Here is a 19,112-nt window from a genome sequence, read left to right as displayed (position 1 = left end):
AGATTTCCCTGAACTGCCCCCGTTATCCGTGGGTACATGCAATAGAGCATGACAGTGACCAGGGAAATCTCATGCAACCATTCACCACCACCGGCCAACGTGGCCGTATCCTCGCCTACCAACCGAGCGGACAAGGTTCCGTCAGCGTGGCCGGCATTCAACATGCGTTCGACGTGGCCACGCACTGGCGCTCGGACGTGGCGCCCGCCATCAACGCCGTCGTCGACGTGCGCTTCGATGACGCCGGCAGCCTCGCCACCGTCAGCGCCGTGGCGACACAGCAACTGGCGCAGGAAGAAATGGCCGGCGCGGCGAAACTGGCGCGCGAAAAAAGCCAGCAGTTGTGGGGCCAGGCCGTGTCCGCCCTGGGCATCAAGGTGCTGGCCAGCCTGGGCGTCCTGATCGCCGGCGCCTTTATCTTCAACACCATCGGCATCCGTTTGTTCGCCTCCGTCTCGCGCACCTACTGGCAATTGCTGGGCTTGTCCGCCGACAGCCTGGAAAGCTTTGCCCGCGATGGCGGCGGCGGTTTTACCTCGGCACAATTTTTCTTCCTGCTGGCCATTGCCGGATGCTGCGCCACCATGGTTAGCCGCCACCCGAAAGCGGCGCTGGGCAAGTGCGCCCCGCTGCTGTTCATCGTCATCCACAGCAGCTTGCTGTTCATCAAGATCAAGGGCGCCGTCAGCGACGCGGGGAGCGCCATGGGCGGCATCATGGGCACCCGCGCGGCCCGCATGGCCGAGCAGATGGCCAGCGAAATGCTGGGGCAAGTGTGGCAAGGCCTCTCGTTCGGCATCGGTTTTTACCTGGTGCTGGCCTCTTCCATCGTCCTGGCCGCTTACGGCGTCGGCGAATACAAACGTAAAACCATCGGCTAATTCACCTCTTGCACATTCATTGAAGGAAATATCATGAACCGTACTCTGCCTACCCTGCTCGCCATCGCCGTCCTGCTGTCCGCCTGCGGCAAGACCGAAACCGCCACACCGGCCGCCTCCGCTCCCGTCGCCGCGAATGTCGCCGACCTGGCCGCCAAGGCGCAAGTGAAGGCAGCCGCCGCCAGCCTGCCGCAAGCGGACGCTGCCACGCCAACGTCCAGCTATGTCGACATCACGAGCGGCCACCAGCTGATGTACAGCTACCTTGCCCTGTCCGGCGTGCCGCCCGACTACGCGGCCGTGGCCCAGCGCATCTCGCGCGAATATGCGGCCAGCAACGACGCCTTCCGCAAGCAGGAAGTGCTCGACGCGCTGAAACCGCAGATCGACGCCAAGGTCAGCGAAGCGAAAACCAAACGCTACCTGCGTTACCAGATCAATGGCCAGGGCGCGCTGTCGCCGTATGCCATGGACAAGGCCGCCTTCCCCGCCAAGTTCGCCGACGCGGGCACCTATTACTACATGTACGACAACGGCGACTACAAGCTGGCGTTTACGAATGGCGACGGTTATTCGCTGCTGAAAGTGGACCAGGATGCGGCGCGCAAGATCGAAGCGGCGCGCAGCGGCTACAAGGATTTCGCCATCGTCGTGTATGCCTATGCCCAGGAAGCGGACATGGCCAGCAACCAGGTCAAGGCGCAGATCGTCAAGGTGGCGATCAAGCTGAACGGGGAAGAAATTCCCGTCAGCCAGGCGCGGTAGAACGGGCTCGGTTACACTGTTCGCCACATTGCATCGGGATCGGGATCGGGACATATGGGCGAACAGACACTGGCGGAACAACATCTGGCAAACGGGCAACGGCTGCAGCAGGCGGGCAAGCTGATCGAAGCGATCAACGCCTACCAGGCCGCGTATAAACTGAACCCGGCCCTGGCCGAAGCGCAGCATTTCCAGGGACTGGCCATGCTGGAGCTGGGCCAGGGCGCCATCGGCCTGGGCTTGCTGAAACTGTCGCTCAAGCAGCAGCCGGACAACGCCCTGTTCCATTACAACCTCGGCAACGTGCTGCGCGGCACGGACAGCGACGCGGCGCTGGCCAGCTACGCCACGGCGGCGCGGCTGGCGCCACACGAACATGATTTCGCCATCAGCCATGCGGAATTGCTGATGGGAAAACAGCGGCTGATGGATACCATCGCCGAACTGGAACGTGCCCACGTCCTGCGTCCGCAGCGCTGGCAAACACTGCAGGGACTGGCCGAACTGTACTACCGCACGGGACAGCAGGAACTGGCGTTGCAACGCTACGCGCAAGGCCTGGCGCTGCATCCGGCGCTGGCGCAAACATGCCGCATCGGCTTTGCCAGCCCCGGCACGGACAATACAGAACGGCTGACGACGCCCGACGTACCGGCAAGCTTGCACGATTTCCTGCGCGAAACGGATTTGCACATCCTCGACGATTTCCTGCCCGATCCCGCCGCCTGGCGCGCGCAAGCGCTGGCTCTGCCGTTCGAGCAGCAGCGCTATGCGGGACAAAACTATCCGGGCAGCCAGACGGCGGGCCAGCCCAGCCAGGCCATCATGGAGCGCATCGCCACGGCGCTGGGCCGCCCCATCCGTTTTATCTCGCCCGACAATGGCTCCTACCGCCTCAGCTATGCAGACGCGATGGCGCGCACGGATATCCACGTGGATAACGAGACGGGCAACAATTTCAATTTCTATGCGGGCGTGCTGTACCTGAACCCGCCCGAGCAGTGCCAGGGTGGCACCACCTTCTGGCGCCACCAGCCCAGCGGCTGGTACCGGCGATTACCCGAAGCGGACGTGAAAGCGGGCGGCTACGCCAGCTTCAAGGATTTCCAGAAACGCTGGCTGCCGAACAGTAAAGTACAGAAATTCAATGACTTGCAGGAACAGCGCGACAGTTGGCAAGCCCTGCTGGAAGTGCCGATGCGCCACAACCGCCTGATCGTGTATAAGGGACACTACTTTCACTCGATCAGCAATGTGTTTGGCGACACGCCGGAGAATGGTCGATTGGTGCAGCTGTTTTTCTTTGAGGTACCGGATTGAGCATGCTGCGCGGATATTGTCGGATTACGCCCTGCGGGCTAATCCGACCTACCATGTGGCGTAGGTCGGATTAGCGGAACGCGTAATCCGACAACACCAGCACAGCACTCAATACATATCCGCCGCAGTCGCCCGCACAGCTTTCAACAGCATATCCGCCCCCGGCGACAGCAAATGGTCCTGCTGGCGAATAATGCCGAACGCATCCATCTTGCACGGCAATTCGATGGGCAGGATGCTCAGCACGTTCAACGATTCGTAGTAATGGGCCACTTCCGTCGGCATCACGTGCAGCGAGTCCGTTTGCTGCAGCAAGGATGTGATCAGGAGCAAGGCGGTCGTGTCGACCACGTCGACGGGCGGTTCCTGGCCCGCGCGGCGGAACATCATGTCGAAGCGGTGGCGCAGGATGCTGCCTTGCGGCGGCAAGATCCACGGCTGGGCCGCCAAATCCTTCAATTGCAGATTCTTGCGCGACAGCAGCGGATGGCCATTGCGCGCCACGGCGCTGGCAGGCTCTTCCGTCAATTCCTCGTAGATGAGTCCCGCGCTGCTTTCCTTTTCCAGGATGCGCCCGATCATGAAATCGAGGGTGCCGTGCTGCAGCATGTCCATCAGGGTGTTGCTGTGCTCCAGATGCACGCCGATGCGCATCAACGGTGCCTGCTGCTTGATGCGGGCAATCGCGCGCGGCAGCAAGGCCATGGCCGGCGTCATGATGACGCCCACCTCCACCTGGCCCGTGAGGCCCGACTTCAGGGCAACGATGTCGTCATGCGCCAGCGACAGACTCGTCAGGGCCATGCGCGCGTGGCGTATCATCGTCTCGCCGTAGATCGTCGGCTCCATGCCGCGTGGCAACCTGTCGAACAGGCGCACGTCCAGCATCTCTTCCAGGTCCTTGATTTGCTTGGACGCGGCCGGCTGCGTCATGTGCAATTCTTCCGCCGCGCGGTGAATGTTGCGCTGCTCGTCAAGGGCGATCAACAGCAGCAATTGCCGCGTCTTCAGGCGGGCTCGCAAGAACCAGTTGGGGTTGAGGGTATCCATGAATAAATCATATCATGATCGATATCAGTTTTAATTCAATATCGATGTTATAGATATCGGTATGTCTCCTTTTGATGCGTGGTCAACAAGCGTTCACAATGCCTTGCAGCCGGCGCTCGGGTTGGCGGCCGGGCCAGCCGTTTGCGCGATGAATTCGATGGTGCCGTCCGGCTTGTATTTCAGCTCTTCCACGGCCACGGAACGCCGGTATTCTCCGCCACCGGGCAACTTGTCGTTGTGATAGAAGATGTAGGACTTGCCGTTGAATTCGATGATGGCCTGGTGAATCGTTTTCACGACGGCGTTCTTGTCCATGATGGTGCCGCGGAAATGCCAGGGGCCAGTGGGCGTCGGGCCCGTCGAGTACGCCGTCTCCTCGGGGAAATTGCGCGAGTACGACAGGTAATACGTGCCCGCATGCTTGTGCATATAGGCCGCTTCCGTGAACGCATCCATGCCGAAGGTGAGAATCGCACCGTCCAGCTCCGTCATATTGGGCTTGAGCTTGGCGTATTTCAAGACCGTGTTACCCCAGTAAATGTAGGCCTGGCCATCCGTGTCGATGAAGACGGCCGGGTCGATGTCGTCCCAGGGAATGGCCGTCTGCTTCGTCATGTCGTTCGTGACCAGGGCGCTGCCGCGCGCGTCGACAAACGGCCCGGTCGGGCTGTCGGACACGGCCACGCCGATGGCTTTGCCGGGGATGGTTTTATGGTCGACGGTCGAATAGAAATAGTATTTATTGCCGCGCTTGACGATGTCGCCGGCCCACGCATCCTTGCCGGCCCAGGCGAAGGTGGAAAAGCGCACGGGCGAGCCATGATCCGTCCAGTTCGCCATGTCGCACGAGGAATATACGCGCCACTCGTTCATGCGGTAATCCGTATCCGTGGCGCTCGCTTCATCGTGGCCCACGTACAGGTAGACCCTGCCATTATCGACCAGCGCGGCCGGGTCGCCCGTGTAGATATCCTTGACGATGGGGTTGGCCGCCTGCGCGCCGAATGGGGCGCAGGCGAGCGCCGCCGCCATGCCGATGGCTGCGGCAAGTTTATTCTTGTGAAACATGGTATTAACTCCGATTGGTATTTTTCTGGCCCATGGCCATCAGTCTTTGCACGACGCAAAAGACGAACAGCAGGCCGCCGATGACGATCTTGGTCCACCACGAGCTGAGCGTGCCGTCGAAGGCGATCAGGGTCTGGATGGTGCCGAGCACGAGCACGCCCGACAGCGCGCCCGCCACATAGCCGTAGCCGCCGCTGAGCAGGGTGCCGCCGATGACGACGGCGGCAATCGCGTCCAGTTCCGTGCCTTGCGCATGCAAGCCATAGCCGGACAGCATGTAGAACGAAAACAGCACGCCGCCGAGTGCGGCGCAAAAGCCGCTGAAGGCGTAAATGAAAACCTTGGTGCGGCCCACGGGCAGTCCCATCATCAGGGCCGACTGCTCATTGCCGCCGATCGCATACACGGCGCGGCCGAACGGCGTGGCGTGCGCCAGCCAGATGGCCAAGAGCAACGTGATCACGGCGATCACGACGCCGGGCGAAACGAAGCCGCCGAGAAACTGCAATTGCGTCTGCGACATGGCGACGAACAGCGGGTCATCGATGGTGATGGAATTGATGCTGATCAAATAGCACAGCCCGCGCGCCAGAAACATGCCGGCCAGGGTGACGATGAACGGCTGCAATTTGAAATAATGGATCAGCGCGCCCATGCTGGCGCCAAACACAGTGCCCAGCGCCAGCACCGTGACGATCACCAAGAGCGGCGGCCAGTGCACCACGTTCAGCAGCCAGGCGGCGATCATGGTCGACAGGGCCAGCACGGAACCGACGGACAGATCGATGCCGCCGGAGACGATGACAAAAGTCATGCCGACGGCGATGACCAGCAAAAAGGCGTTATCGATCAACAGGTTAAAGATCACTTGCGTCGACAGCAGGCCCGGATAGGCGGCGCCGCCCAGGCCCAGCATCACCACCAGCAGCAGGACCGTGACGAGCGAAGTGAAATACGGGGTGTGCAGCAAGCCCTTCATGCTTTTCTCCGATGCAGCAATTGCTTGAATTCCGACGATTGCGACAGGCAAACGAGGAAGACGACGACCGACTTGACGACCATGTTCACTTCCGGCGGCACACCCAGCGAATAAATCGTGTAGGTCAGGGTCTGGATGATGAGCGCGCCGATCATGCTGCCCACGAGGCTGAACTTGCCGCCAGCCAGCGAGGTACCGCCCAAAGTGACTGCCAGGATGGCGTCCAGTTCCAGCATCAGGCCCGCGTTATTCGCGTCGGCGCTCTTGATGTTCGAGCTGATCATCAGGCCCGACAGGCCCGCGCAGGCGGCGCAAAACACGTAGACGAAGAAGATCAGCGTCGCCGTCTTGATGCCGGCCAGGCGCGCGGCGACGGGGTTGATGCCGACGGCCTGGATGAACAGGCCCAGGGCCGTCTTGCGCATCAGCACGGCCGTGATGATGAACACGGCAGCGACGAGGAACAGCGAGAACGGCAAGCCGAACAGGTAGCCGCTGCCGATGAAAAAGAACGGTTGATAATAGACGGTGACGATCTGCCCATCCGTCAGCAATTGCGCCAGGCCACGCCCCGCCACCATCAGTATCAATGTCGCGACGATGGGCTGCAAACCGAGGCCAGCCACCAGCACGCCATTCCAGGCGCCGCACAGCAGGGCCGCGCCCAGGGCGGCCGCCAGGGCCCAGCCCATGGGGATATTGCTCACGTAGGTCGGCACGCCGTTGTCCATCACCATGGTGCCGCCGATCAGCATGGCGGCCACCGTGCCGGACAGGGCCACGACGGCGCCCACGGAAATGTCGATGCCGCGCGTGGCAATGACCAGGGTCATGCCCAGGGCCGCCAGCATCAGCGGGGCGGCACGGTTGACGATGTCGATCACGCTGCCGTACAGGTGGCCGTCACGAATTTCCAGATGGAAAAAGCCGGGGATGGCAAAGAAGGCCACCAGCAACAGCAGCAACAGCGCGGCCAGGGGCCGGCTCAAGGGGTGATGCAGAACGGTATGCAAAGCGGACGTACCCGTAGTGGAAGCCGGACGCGCCAGGGGCGCGTTCGATGGCGTGGATAAACTCATGTGGCGTCTCCGGCGATCACTTGCAGCACGGAGCTGTCGTCGAGCTCGCCGCGCGCATAGTCGCCGCAGGCCTTGCGGTCGCGCATGACGAGAATACGGTCGCTGCAGCGCAGCACTTCCGGCAACTCCGACGAAATGAACAGGATGGCCATGCCCTTGCGGCACAGCTTGCTCACATAACTCATGATTTCCTGCTTGGCGCGCACGTCGATGCCGCGCGTCGGTTCATCGAGGATCAGCATGGCCGGCGACGTCACCAGCCAGCGCGCCAGCAAGGCTTTCTGCTGATTGCCGCCCGACAGGCTGCCGATCGGCGTTTCGATGCTGGCCGTCTTGATGCCGAGCGCCTTCACATACTCGTCGGCCAGCGCCTGCTGGCGTTTGAAGGGAATCGCACGCAGCAAGCCCGTGCGGGCCTGCAAGGCCAGGATGATGTTTTCACGCACGGACAGCGACAAAATCGCCCCTTCGTGCTTGCGGTCTTCCGAGCAAAAGCCGATATCCTGGGCAATCGCGTCGCGCGGCACGTTGAACTGGCGTATCTTGTCCTGCATGACGATGCTGCCGGAATCGGCCTTGTCGGCGCCGAACAGCAAACGCGCCAGTTCCGTGCGGCCCGAACCAAGCAAGCCGGCCAGGCCCAGCAATTCGCCCTGGCGGATGTGGAAATCCATGGGCAGCAAGGCGCCCTTGCGGCCCAGTCCCTGCGCTTCGAGCACGTTCGGCCCAAAGCTGGCGGCGCCCGCTTCCTGCGCCAGGTCCAGCGTTTGCTCCTGCGTGTCGGCCGCCACGCCGATCATTTTATTGACCAGCGCCAGGCGCGACAGTTCGCTGCACGCGTATTCGCCCTCGCGCTCGCCGTTGCGCATGACGGTGATGCGGTCGGAAATGGCGTAGGTCTGGTCGAGGAAGTGGGTCACAAACAGAATCGCCATGCCCTGCTCGCGCAGGCGGCGCAGCACGGAAAACAGCAGATTGACTTCCGCCTCGTCCAGGCTGGACGTGGGTTCATCGAGGATCAGCACGCGGGCCGAAATGTTCAGTGCGCGCGAAATGGCCACCATTTGCTGGATCGCCAGCGGAAAGCTGGACAATTGCGCCGTGACATCGATATCGATCTGTAATTGCTGCAGCAAGGCACGCGCCTGCTGCTGCATGGCACGCCAGTCGATGGCCCCGAAGCGGCGCGGGTAGCGGCCAATAAAGATGTTTTCCGCCACCGACAGGTTCGGGCACAGATTGACTTCCTGGTACACGGTGCTGATGCCGAGCAACTGGGCATCCGACGTGGATGCGGGGGCGATGGGCTTGCCTTCAAACAGAATCTGGCCACTGTCGGGCGTATAGACGCCCGTCAGCACCTTGATCAGCGTCGATTTCCCGGCGCCGTTCTGCCCCATCAAGGTGTGCACTTCGCCCGGATACAGGCGCAGGGCAACGTCGCTGAGGGCTTTGACGCCAGGAAAGGACTTGCTGATGCCGCGCAACTCCAGCAAGGGAGCTGGCGCGGCGTTGTGATGCTCTTGCGTATTCATCATGCGGCAAGCTTAGTACTTACGGTTCGGGAATTCCTTGGCGGCCACCTCGGCAGGAAACACGCCTTCCACCGTCGTGATGCGCGCTGGCACGGGTTTACCGGCCACCACGTCGCGGGCGATCGACATCAATTGCGGGCCCAGCAGCGGGCTGCATTCGACGGTGACGTTCAGCTTGCCGGCGATCATGGCTTCGAACGCGCCTTTGACGCCATCGATCGAAATGATGATGATGTCCTTGCCCGGTTTCATGCCCGCTTCTTCGATGGCCTGGATGGCGCCGATGGCCATGTCGTCATTGTGCGCGTACAGCACGTTGATCTTCTTGCCTTCGGCCTTCAGGAACGCTTCCATCACTTCCTTGCCCTTGGCGCGCGTAAAGTCGCCCGTTTGCGAACGGATGATCTTCAATTTCGGATTCTTGCCGATGACTTCCTGGAAGCCTTCCTTGCGGTCGATGGCCGGCGCGGAACCGACCGTGCCTTGCAGCTCGACGATGTTCAGTTGCGCGTCCGGGGTTTTCTTGGCGTGCTCGAGCAGCCATTGGCCGGCGCGGCGGCCCTCTTCCACGAAATCGGAACCGATGAAGGTCACGTACAGCGATTTGTCGGTGACATTGACGGCGCGGTCCGTCAGGATGACGGGAATCTTGGCAGCCTTGGCTTCGCGCAGAACCGTATCCCAGCCGGACTCAACGACGGGCGAGAAGGCGATCACGTCGACTTTTTGCGCGATGAACGAGCGCAGGGCCTTGACCTGGTTTTCCTGTTTTTGCTGCGCATCGGCAAATTTCAGGGTGACGCCATCTTTCTTGGCCGCCTCCTTAATGGAGACGGTATTGGCGGTGCGCCATTCGCTCTCGGCGCCCACCTGCGAAAAGCCCATGACGAGGGGCTTGGCGGCAAAAGCGGAAGAAGTAGCGGACAGTGCCAACAACATGGCGCTGGCGAGGAGTGTGCGGCGTGTCAATTTCATTCTTGTCTCCAGTTTTTTTTGGAATACCATCACAGCCGGATGCCGGATGGGCGGTTTTTATGAACCCATGGTAGGAGAAAGCAACATAGCCATCCAATCAATTCTTTTTCGCTTGTGATATCGATTTGCGTATCACCTGCCGCCCATCCCCTGGCCTGCTTACCGTTTGGCGGCCGGCAATTCGCGGCTTTGATAGCGGTTCAAATCGCGCGCATCGACTTGCGGCCAGCCATCCTTGTCCCACGTCATGGGCAGGATCTTGAGCTTCTGCAAGTAATTGTCCGCCGTTTCATAGGCGTGCAGCACCAGATAATCCTTGCCGTCAAACGTATAGGCGCTGTTGTGGCCGAGGCCTTGCCAGTCCTTGTCGCCTTTCAGCACCACCGTGCCGCCGCCCTGCGCCATGTCGCGGCCCTCCTTGTCCAGGTAGGGGCCCGTCACGCTTTTTGAGCGCCCCACAGCCAGGTGATAGGTACTTTTTTCCTTCTGGCAGCACAAGCCCCAGGAAACGAAGAGGAAGTAATCGTTGCCGCGCTGGAAGATGAACGGTGCCTCGATTTCCTCGGGCGCCGGCTTGAATTCGCCTGCGCGTGGCGGCAGGGGTACGCGGCGCGCCAGCGAGTGCCACTCTTGCGGTTCCGCAATATGGGTCCAGTCAGGCGTCAGTTTCACCAGCTTGATGCCATTCCAGAACGAGCCGAACGACATCCACGGCGTGCCCTTGGCATCGGTGATGATGTTCGAGTCGATGGCATTCCACTCGTCGCGCTCGGGCACGGATTGCAGCAGCATGCCCTGGTCGACCCAGCGGTAGTCGGACGAACGGGGATTCAAGGTCGTATTGACGGTCACGCCGATGCCGGACGTGTTCTTGCCGAAGCCGGACACCGAGTAGTACAGGTAATATTTTCCGTCGTGAAATTGCACGTCGGGCGCCCAGATATGGTCGTCAAAGCTGGGAGCAGCTGTTTTTGCCCACGTAGGCTGGCCGGCGAAGACGCGCCCTTCCGGCTGCCAGTCGAGCATGTTTTTCGAACTGTAGAAGGTAATGCCGGGCCCCGTGCTGAACAAATAATACGTGTCGCCTTCCTTGGCCATCACGGGGTCGTGCACGCTGACCTGGGCCGCGTGCGCGGCAGCCATGATCGCCAGGGTGCTCAGGATGGCGGCCATGCCGCGTGTCAATGTGTGCATCGTCTTCTCCAAAATGGTCAGCCGGCCCGTCATGCGGGCCGGCCTGATGAGTGACAGGTGAGCGACAGCTTAGTCGACGGCCACCACCACGACGGCCTTGGCGGGCACCGACACGGTCAGCTTGCCGCCTTGCGCCTGGGCATTGAACGCCACCGGCTGCACGGCTTGCGGTTGCGCAAAGCTGTTGACGGCATCCATCTTGCCTGCGGTCAGCACGCGGCCCGTCACGCTGGCCACTTGCTTGCCGGCCAATGCCACGCTCACGTCGACAGCCTTGTGCGGGTTCGTGTTGACCAGCGACAGATACACCTTGCCATCCTTGCCGCGCGCGGCCGAGGCGCTCACTTCCGGAATGCTGACCTTGCCCAGGCTGTACTTGCCATTGCCCTGGATGGCGACCGGCAGGGACGTGGCATCCTGGAACGGCACGTACATTTCAAAGGCGTGATATGTAGGCGTGAGGAAATATTTATCCTTGTCCGTGATGATCATCGCCTGCAGCACATTGACCATTTGCGCGATATTCGTCATGCGCACGCGGTCCGCGTGGGCGTGGAAAATATTGAAGTTCAGGGCGGCGACCAAGGCGTCGCGCAAGCTGTTTTGCTGGAACAGGAAACCCGTATTGGTGCCCGGCTCCACGTCGTACCAGGTGCCCCATTCATCGACGTACAAGCCCGTCTTTTTCGAGGGATCGTTCTTGTCGATGGCGGCGATATTGTTCTTGATCAAGCTATCGATGCGCAGGGTGCGGCTCAGGGTGGAGATCCATTGATCTTCGCCAAAGCCCGTGGCCGCGCCCTTCTTTTCCCAGACGCCGGTCGGCACCGTGTAGTAGTGGAAACTGATGGCGTCCATCATGTTCGGCTTGATTTCGCGGCTCAGGGTGCTGGACCAGCTGATGTCGTCGTCATTGCCGCCGCTGGCGATGAATTTCGGGCGCGCGCTTTCCGGCGTCTTCATGAAGGTGTGATAGTGCTTGTACAGGTCGGCGTAGTACTGCGGGCGCATATTGCCGCCGCAACCCCAGGCTTCATTGCCGATGCCAAAGTAATCGACTTTATACGGCTGGGCGCGGCCATTCTTGCGGCGCAACTCCGCCAGGGTCGACTTGCTGTCCGACGTCATGTATTCGAGCCATTCGGACATTTCCTGCGGCGTGCCGGAACCGAGATTGCCGTTGATGTAGGTCTGCGCGCCCAAGAGCTCGGCCAGGTCGAAGAATTCGTGCGTGCCGACGGCGTTCGATTCTTCCACGCCGCCCCAGTTGGTGTTGACCTTGGTCGGACGCTTGTCGCGCGCACCGATGCCGTCCTTCCAGTGGTATTCATCGGCAAAACAACCGCCCGGCCAGCGGACCAGGGGCACGTGCAACTGTTTCAGCGCGCCCAGCACGTCGTTGCGCCAGCCCCTGGTATTCGGAATGGAAGACTCCGGCCCCACCCACATGCCTTCGTAGATGCCCGTGCCCAGGTGCTCGGCGAACTGGCCGTACACGTTCTTGTTGATCACGGAACCGGGCTTGGCCACGTCGATGGTGACCTTGACGGGCGCGGCAAAGGTGCTGCCGGCGGCCATGGCCAGGCTGAGGGCCACGATGCTGGTATGGATGAGTTTCATGCTGTCTCCTGTTTTTTAGTGAAAAGCAAGGGCCGGGATCAACCCGGCAATATGGATATGGCGATGCCTCTCCTGCCGCGGGGTTGGGGCGGCAAGAGGGTATTTCAAAGGAGGAAGGTGGCTGCGGGCACACCCGCGGCCGACAAAACGCCCAGGGCTAGGCGCAGGGTCGAAGACAGTACGCTAGTACATCAGTACGATGACATCCGACCCTGCAACAACGCTCTGGACGTTTTGTCACACCCAGCCGGCGTCGACGATGAATTCTTGGGAGGAGCACATAGCGCCATCGTCCGACGCAAGGAACAGCACCATGGCGGCGATGTCCTGTGGCATCAGCTTGCTTGGCAAGCATTGGCTTTTCTTGATTTCCACTTCCGCCGCGTCGTCGACCCACAGGTCGATCTGGCGCTGCGTCATGACCCAGCCCGGCGTGACGGTGTTGACGCGGATATTGTGGGCGCCAAAGTCGCGCGCCAGGCCCCGCGTGAGGCCCACGACGGCCGCCTTGGTGGTGGCATACACCGGGTAGCCGCCCGACTTCATGTGCCAGGAAATCGAGCTGACGTTGATGATGGAACCGCCGCCCTTGCGCTTCATGCCCTCGAAGACGGCCTGGCACGTGAAGAACATGGGACGTTGATTGATCGCAATGCGCTCGTTCCAGTATTCCAGGGTGACGTCCTGCGCCTGGTGGCGCTGGTCGTTGGCGGCATTGTTGACGAGGATATCGAAGTCGCCCAGCTTGTCGGCCAGTTCGGCCATGACGGCTTGCAGCGATGGAATATCCGTGATGTCGCAATGGCGAAAAATGGGCGCCGTCAGGCCCGCTTCGGCCAGGCGGCGGCACAGGGCCCCGCTCGCTTCCACGGCGATATCGACAAACGCCACCAGCGCGCCCTGGGCGGCAAACTCCGCCACCAGGGATTCGCCGATGCCGCTGCCGCCACCCGTGATGAACACGCGCTTGCCCTGCAAGCTGCCATATTTCGCCAATTGCTTCATCTTGTCTCCGCCTGTGTATGTTTATTTTTTCTGATTAATCTTATGATTTAAACTTTACCCAGCACGCCATCGTGACGACGCCAGATCCCCAGCGGATTATCGTCGCGCAGCGACTCCGGCAGCAAGTCCTGCGGCAGGTTCTGGTAGGACACGGGACGCAGGAAGCGGTTGATGGCTGCCGTGCCGACCGAGGTGCTGCGGCCATCCGACGTGGCCGGGAACGGGCCGCCGTGCACCATGGCCGTCGACACTTCCACGCCCGTCGGGAAACCGTTGGCCAGGATACGGCCCACGCGGCGCTCCAGCACGGGCAGCAAACGGCGCGCGTCTGCCACGTCGCCGGCATCGATTTGCAAGGTGGCCGTCAACTGGCCTTCCAGGCTTTCCGTAATCGCCAGCAATTGCTCGATGTCGCGGCAGGCGACCAGCAGCGAGGCCGGGCCGAAGACTTCGTCGCGCAGATCGTGCTTGGCCAAAAACGCTTCGCCCGAGGTGACGAACAGGGCGGCGGCGCCCTTGCCTTCGTCGCCCGTGTTTTGCACCAGCGGCGTCACGTCGGCGTGCTGCGCCAAAGCGGCGACACCCTTGGCATAGCTGCTGGCAATACCGGCCGTCAACATGGTGGCAGCAGGGGCCGGCGCCAGCGCTTCGGCGGCAGCGGCGGCAAACGCCGTAAAGTCAGGGCCTTCCAGGCCCAGCACGAGGCCGGGATTGGTGCAGAACTGGCCCACGCCCATCGTCAGCGAGGCGGCAAAGCCGCTGGCGATCGTCGCGCCACGGGCAGCCAGCGCTTGCGGCAACACGAAGACAGGGTTGATGCTGCTCATTTCCGCATACACGGGGATCGGTTGCGCACGTTCCGCCGCCACCTTCATCAGGGCGATGCCGCCCGAACGCGAACCCGTAAAGCCGACAGCCTGGATGGCGGGATGCGCCACCAAGGTCTGGCCGATGCCATTGCCCGTGCCTGTCAGCAAGGCGAACACGCCGGCCGGCAGCTTGCAGATGGCAATCGCTTTCACGATGGCGCGCGCCACCAGCTCCGACGTGCCCGGATGGGCCGAGTGGGCTTTCAGGACGACGGGGCAGCCGGCAGCCAGGGCCGAGGCCGTATCGCCGCCTGCCACCGAGAAGGCCAGCGGGAAGTTACTGGCCGCAAACACGGCGACGGGGCCCAGGCCGATCATGCGCAAACGCAAGTCAGGACGCGGCGGCGTGCGGTCAGGCAGCGGGCTGTCGATGCGTGCATCGGTCCATGAACCCTCGCGCAGCAAGCCGGCGAACAGTTTCAGCTGACCCACCGTGCGGCCACGTTCGCCTTCCAGGCGCGCGCGCGGCAAGCCGCTTTCCGTCATGGCGCGCACGATCAGGTCGTCGCCCAGCTCAAGGATTTGCGCGGCGATGGTGTCGAGAAAATCGGCGCGTTCCGCATCGCTGGTGGCGCGAAACGGGTCGAACGCGGCTTGGGCCAGACGGCACGCCGCGTCGATTTGCGCGGCGTCGACCATGTGGAAAGCGGGCGCGATATGCGCGCGCGCGGCCGGGTCCCAGGCTTCGAAAGAGCCGCCGTTACCCTTGACGGCGACGCCGCCGATCAATGCATCACCGGTGATATTGAAACTCATAATGTGCTCACTTTCGCAAATTCGGTTGGGAAGACATCGAGGCGGTTGCGCAAGGCAGGGCCAAAGGCCGGCGCTTCGATTTCAAAGGTTTCGCCCGGCGCCACGCTCACGCCATCGGCAAAGCTTAACGTTGCCGTGCCAAAGAAGTGTACGTGCACATCGCCAGGGCGCTTGAACAGCGGATACTTGAAGTGATGGTGTTCCAGGTTGGCGATCGTGTGCGACATATTCTCTTCGCCGCTGACAAACGCCTTTTCCCAGCGTACATTGCCAGCCGTGTCGAGCACGCGCGAGGCGCCGGCGATATGCGCGGGCAATTCGCCCACCAGCAGGGCCGGGCCCACGCTGCAGGCGCGCAGTTTCGAGTGGGCCAGGTACAGATAGTTCTGGCGTTCCGTCACGTGGTCCGAAAATTCATTGCCGATGGCGTAGCCGACCCGGTAGGGCTGGCCGTCGTCGCCGATCACGTACAGGCCGGCGATTTCCGGCTCTTCGCCGCCATCGAGGGCAAAGTCCGGCATGCGCAGCGGCTGGCCGCCGGCGCGCACGATGGAGCCGTCGCCTTTATAGAACCATTCGGGCTGGGCGCCGGCCGTGCCGTCGGCCGGCTTGCCGCCTTCCACGCCCAGGCGGAACATTTTCATCGAGTCGCTCAGGGACTCGGCATCGCCGCCGATCTTCTTGTGCATGGCGTCGCGCGCGCCGGCGCTGCCCAGGTGGGTCAGGCCCGTGCCCGTCACGTAGCAGTGCGCTTCGTCGGCGTGGTCGAGCGGCGGCAGCACACGTCCGGCAGCTGCCACATCCGCATAGGAATGCGTAGTGTTGCCGACGGTGGCGTTGACCAGGTCCGCCAGGCTCACCTTTTTGCGGATGGCGTCCTGCGCCAGCGCATACGTCGTGTTGTAGCCTTCGATGACGCGGATGACGTCGTCTTGCAGCAGGCCGACGAGACGGCCGCCGTGTTCATTCGTAAATTGCAGCAACAGCATGGGATTCTCCGCTTAGTGTGAGTGGCGCGGCACGGCGGAACCGCGATTGCCGACCAGGAAGTCGAAATCGCAGCCTTCATCGGCCTGCAACACGTGTTCGATGTACAGCTGCTGGTAGCCGCTCTTCGGCCCGGGCGCGCTGCCCAGTTCGCGGGCCGCCAGGCGCTCGGCGATTTCCGCGTCGCTGATGTCGATGTTCAGGCTGCCGTTGTGGCAATCGAGGGCGATCATGTCGCCATCCCTCACGATGCCCAGCGGGCCGCCGGCCATCGCTTCCGGCGCCACGTGCAAGACGACGGTGCCGTAGGCCGTGCCGCTCATGCGCGCATCCGAGATACGCACCATGTCGGTGATGCCTTGCGCCAGCAGTTTCGGCGGCAAGCCCATGTTGCCCACTTCCGCCATGCCAGGATAGCCTTTCGGGCCGCAGTTCTTCATAACCAGCACGGAGTTCGCGTCGACATCCAGATCTGGATCAACGATGCGGGCCTTGTAATGTTCAAAGTCTTCGAACACGACGGCCTTGCCGCGGTGCTGCATCAGATGCGGCGAGGCGGCCGACGGTTTCAGCACGGCGCCGCGTGGCGCCAGATTGCCGCGCAGCACGCAGATACCGCCATCGGCCAGCAATGGGTTGTCCAGCGTGCGTACCACTTCATCGTTGTAGATCGGCGCTTCGACGCAGTTGTCCCACAGCGACTTGCCGTTGACGGTCAGCGCATTCTTGTGCGGCAGCAAATCGCCCTCGCCCAGGCGGCGTATCACGGCCGGCAAGCCGCCCGCATAATAAAACTCTTCCATCAGGAAACGGCCCGACGGCAGCAAGTCGACGATGGTCGGCGTGCCGCGGCCTACCTTGGTCCAGTCTTCCAGCTCCAAAGGCACGCCGATGCGCCCGGCAATCGCCTTCAGGTGGATCACGGCATTGGTCGAACCACCGATGGCGGCATTGACCTTGATGGCGTTTTCAAACGCTTCGCGCGTCAGCACTTTCGACAGGCGCAGGTCTTCGTGCACCATCTCGACGATGCGGATGCCCGACATGTGCGCCAGCACGTAGCGGCGCGAATCGACGGCGGGGATGGCCGCGTTGTGCGGCAGGGACGTGCCCAGCGCTTCGGCCATGCTGGCCATCGTCGAAGCCGTGCCCATGGTGTTGCAGGTACCGGCCGAGCGCGACATGCCCGATTCGGCCGACATGAACTGGTGCAGGGTGATCGATCCGGCCTTCATCTGCTCGTGCAGCTGCCATACGGCCGTGCCGGAACCGATGTCCTTGCCATTGAGCTTGCCGTTCAGCATGGGGCCGCCGCTGACGACGATGGTGGGGATATCGACACTGGCAGCGCCCATCAGCAGCGCCGGCGTGGTCTTGTCGCAGCCGACCAGCAGCACGACGGCGTCCATCGGGTTGCCGCGGATCGATTCTTCCACGTCCATCGACGCCAGGTTGCGCGTCAACATGGCTGTCGGGCGCAAATTCGATTCGCCATTCGAGAAAACGGGGAATTCCACTGGGAAACCGCCCGCTTCCAGGATGCCGCGCTTGACGTGTTCGGCCAGCTGGCGGAAATGTGCGTTGCAGGGGGTCAGTTCGGACCAGGTATTGCAGATGCCGATGATGGGCTTGCCGTGAAACTCGTGGTCAGGTATGCCCTGGTTTTTCATCCAGCTGCGGTACATGAAGCCGTTCTTGTCCTGCGAGCCGAACCACTCGGCAGAGCGCAGGGCAACCTTCTTTTTTGTCTCAGACATGCCATTCTCCTGGTTGTGCCATGCCGGATCTAATGTCGTCGGCCCGGGCAGCGATGTTGGAATACTAAAGAATCCTGCCATGCCTTTCCAATCAATTTTTAATGCGTTCCGATATCGAAAACGATATCCATAAGCACCAGTGAAAACGCCCTGCGGGCGCGTGGCGGCAGGGCGTGGAAGGTTTTTGGGGTTTGCGACGATTAGTCTGCGGAAAACCGATAGACCGTTTCCGTCTGATACACCTCGCCCGGGCGCAAAATGGTATTCGGGAAATGCGGCTGGTTCGGCGAATCCGGAAAATGCTGGGTTTCCAGGCATAGCGCGCCGCGATAGCGGATGGCGTCCTGCTTGCCCTGCCGGCTGCCGTCGAGGAAATTGCCCGAATAAAACTGGATGCCCGGCTCCTGCGTGTACACCTGCATCACCCTGCCGGAAACGGGATCACGCACGGTGGCGGCCAGGTTCAGTCTGTGCCCCGGCTTTTGATTCAGCACAAAGTTATGGTCGTAGCCGCGGCCGATGCGCAGCTGCTCATGCGGCACATCGATGCTGCTGCCGATGACGGTGCTCTGGCGCAAGTCGAACGGCGTGCCGGACACGTCCGCCAGTTCGCCCGTGGGGATCGCCCCCGCGTCCACGGGCAGGTAGCGGTCCGCGTTGATGGACAACTCGTGGCCGAGGATATCGCCCTGCCCCGCCAGATTGAAATAGCTGTGGTTGGTCAAGTTGATCGGCGTGGCCTGGTCCGTCACGGCGTGATAGCGCAGGCTCAGCGCGTTCTCGTTGTCCAGTTCGTACACCACGGTGACGTCCAGCTGGCCCGGGTAGCCGTCTTCGCCGTGCGGGCTGCTGCGCGTGAACGTGATACCGACGGCCTCATCCCTGGTGAACGGCGCGGCTTGCCACATGACCTGATGAAAGCCTTGGTTTCCGCCATGCAAGTGATTGGGCGGGTTGTTGACGGCCAGCTGGTAATCCTTGCCGTCCAGACTGAACCATCCCTCGGCGATGCGGTTGCCGAAACGGCCGATGACGGCACCCAGGAAAGCGCTGTTGTGCAGATACGGCTCGATGCGGTCGAAACCCAGCACCACGTCGGCAAAGCTGCCGTCGCGGTCCGGCACGTGGATTTCGCTGATGATGGCGCCAAAGTCGAGCACCTTGACTTGCATGCCCTGGCGGTTCGTCAGGGTAAATACGCTGACGTGCCGGCCATCGGGCAGGATGCCGAACGGCAATTGCGTCACTGAAACAGAATCAACTGGGGTCATG

16 protein-coding genes are annotated in these 19,112 nt (G+C 61.9%); 3 read left to right on the top strand and 13 right to left on the bottom strand.

Annotated features, from left to right (window positions below; genetic code table 11):
* Positions 1-71 precede the first annotated feature (71 nt).
* Genes ACQ4WO_RS15860 through ACQ4WO_RS15850 form a run of 3 tightly spaced genes read left to right on the top strand, consistent with a single transcriptional unit; the run spans position 72 to position 2,966 of the window.
* Complete coding sequence (locus ACQ4WO_RS15860) at positions 72-881, top strand: hypothetical protein (protein WP_436482272.1); 810 nt, start codon at positions 72-74, stop codon at positions 879-881.
* Between the two features lie 33 nt (positions 882-914).
* Positions 915-1,646 (top strand): hypothetical protein, encoded by a 732-nt coding sequence (locus ACQ4WO_RS15855; RefSeq protein ID WP_436482271.1) that lies wholly within the window; start codon positions 915-917, stop codon positions 1,644-1,646.
* Between the two features lie 54 nt (positions 1,647-1,700).
* A complete protein-coding gene (locus tag ACQ4WO_RS15850) occupies positions 1,701-2,966 on the top strand; it encodes a DUF6445 family protein (RefSeq protein ID WP_436482270.1) in 1,266 nt (421 codons plus the stop codon).
* A gap of 108 nt (positions 2,967-3,074) precedes the next feature.
* Here ACQ4WO_RS15850 and ACQ4WO_RS15845 read toward each other — a convergent pair whose 3' ends face one another.
* The 13 genes from ACQ4WO_RS15845 to ACQ4WO_RS15785 all read right to left on the bottom strand — a co-directional run bounded on the left by ACQ4WO_RS15845 (position 3,075) and on the right by ACQ4WO_RS15785 (position 19,111).
* The gene (locus ACQ4WO_RS15845) at positions 3,075-4,016 is read right to left on the bottom strand and encodes a LysR family transcriptional regulator (RefSeq protein WP_128140959.1); all 942 of its coding nucleotides are present in this window, start codon (positions 4,014-4,016) and stop codon (positions 3,075-3,077) included.
* 93 nt (positions 4,017-4,109) lie between these two features.
* Entirely contained in the window at positions 4,110-5,084 is a 975-nt protein-coding gene (locus ACQ4WO_RS15840) for a glycoside hydrolase family 43 protein (RefSeq protein ID WP_436482269.1), read from the bottom strand.
* Between the two features lie 4 nt (positions 5,085-5,088).
* On the bottom strand, positions 5,089-6,063 hold the full coding sequence (gene yjfF / locus ACQ4WO_RS15835; protein ID WP_436482268.1) for a galactofuranose ABC transporter, permease protein YjfF: 975 nt from the start codon (positions 6,061-6,063) through the stop codon (positions 5,089-5,091).
* On the bottom strand, positions 6,060-7,142 hold the full coding sequence (locus tag ACQ4WO_RS15830; RefSeq protein WP_139091368.1) for an ABC transporter permease: 1,083 nt from the start codon (positions 7,140-7,142) through the stop codon (positions 6,060-6,062). The genes yjfF and ACQ4WO_RS15830 overlap by 4 nt, the downstream gene beginning before the upstream one ends.
* Positions 7,139-8,680, bottom strand: coding sequence for a sugar ABC transporter ATP-binding protein (locus ACQ4WO_RS15825; RefSeq protein WP_436482267.1), 1,542 nt, complete (start codon positions 8,678-8,680; stop codon positions 7,139-7,141). Before ACQ4WO_RS15825 ends, ACQ4WO_RS15830 begins: the two co-directional genes overlap by 4 nt.
* A gap of 9 nt (positions 8,681-8,689) precedes the next feature.
* Positions 8,690-9,652: an ABC transporter substrate-binding protein gene (locus tag ACQ4WO_RS15820; RefSeq protein WP_166446032.1), complete on the bottom strand. Its 963-nt coding sequence runs from the start codon at positions 9,650-9,652 to the stop codon at positions 8,690-8,692.
* 159 nt (positions 9,653-9,811) lie between these two features.
* Positions 9,812-10,846, bottom strand: a complete 1,035-nt coding sequence (locus ACQ4WO_RS15815; protein WP_436482266.1) for an arabinan endo-1,5-alpha-L-arabinosidase — start codon at positions 10,844-10,846, stop codon at positions 9,812-9,814.
* A gap of 69 nt (positions 10,847-10,915) precedes the next feature.
* Complete coding sequence (locus tag ACQ4WO_RS15810; protein WP_436482265.1) at positions 10,916-12,466, bottom strand: alpha-N-arabinofuranosidase; 1,551 nt, start codon at positions 12,464-12,466, stop codon at positions 10,916-10,918.
* A 237-nt stretch (positions 12,467-12,703) separates the two neighbouring features.
* Positions 12,704-13,471, bottom strand: coding sequence for an SDR family NAD(P)-dependent oxidoreductase (locus tag ACQ4WO_RS15805; protein WP_436482264.1), 768 nt, complete (start codon positions 13,469-13,471; stop codon positions 12,704-12,706).
* 47 nt (positions 13,472-13,518) lie between these two features.
* Complete coding sequence (locus tag ACQ4WO_RS15800; RefSeq protein WP_436482263.1) at positions 13,519-15,096, bottom strand: aldehyde dehydrogenase (NADP(+)); 1,578 nt, start codon at positions 15,094-15,096, stop codon at positions 13,519-13,521.
* The gene (gene araD1, locus ACQ4WO_RS15795) at positions 15,093-16,085 is read right to left on the bottom strand and encodes an AraD1 family protein (protein WP_436482262.1); all 993 of its coding nucleotides are present in this window, start codon (positions 16,083-16,085) and stop codon (positions 15,093-15,095) included. Before araD1 ends, ACQ4WO_RS15800 begins: the two co-directional genes overlap by 4 nt.
* A gap of 12 nt (positions 16,086-16,097) precedes the next feature.
* Positions 16,098-17,840 (bottom strand): IlvD/Edd family dehydratase, encoded by a 1,743-nt coding sequence (locus ACQ4WO_RS15790; RefSeq protein WP_034752921.1) that lies wholly within the window; start codon positions 17,838-17,840, stop codon positions 16,098-16,100.
* Positions 17,841-18,040: 200 nt separating this feature from the next.
* The gene (locus ACQ4WO_RS15785; protein WP_436482261.1) at positions 18,041-19,111 is read right to left on the bottom strand and encodes an aldose epimerase family protein; all 1,071 of its coding nucleotides are present in this window, start codon (positions 19,109-19,111) and stop codon (positions 18,041-18,043) included.
* Between the last annotated feature and the right edge of the window lies 1 nt (position 19,112).

Origin of the sequence: Janthinobacterium aestuarii (genome assembly GCF_051380835.1) — a bacterium.
In the GTDB taxonomy this organism is placed as follows: domain Bacteria; phylum Pseudomonadota; class Gammaproteobacteria; order Burkholderiales; family Burkholderiaceae_D; genus Janthinobacterium; species Janthinobacterium aestuarii.
The sequence above is the reverse complement of the archived record's forward strand: the minus strand, read 5'-3'. Positions and strand labels throughout refer to the sequence as shown.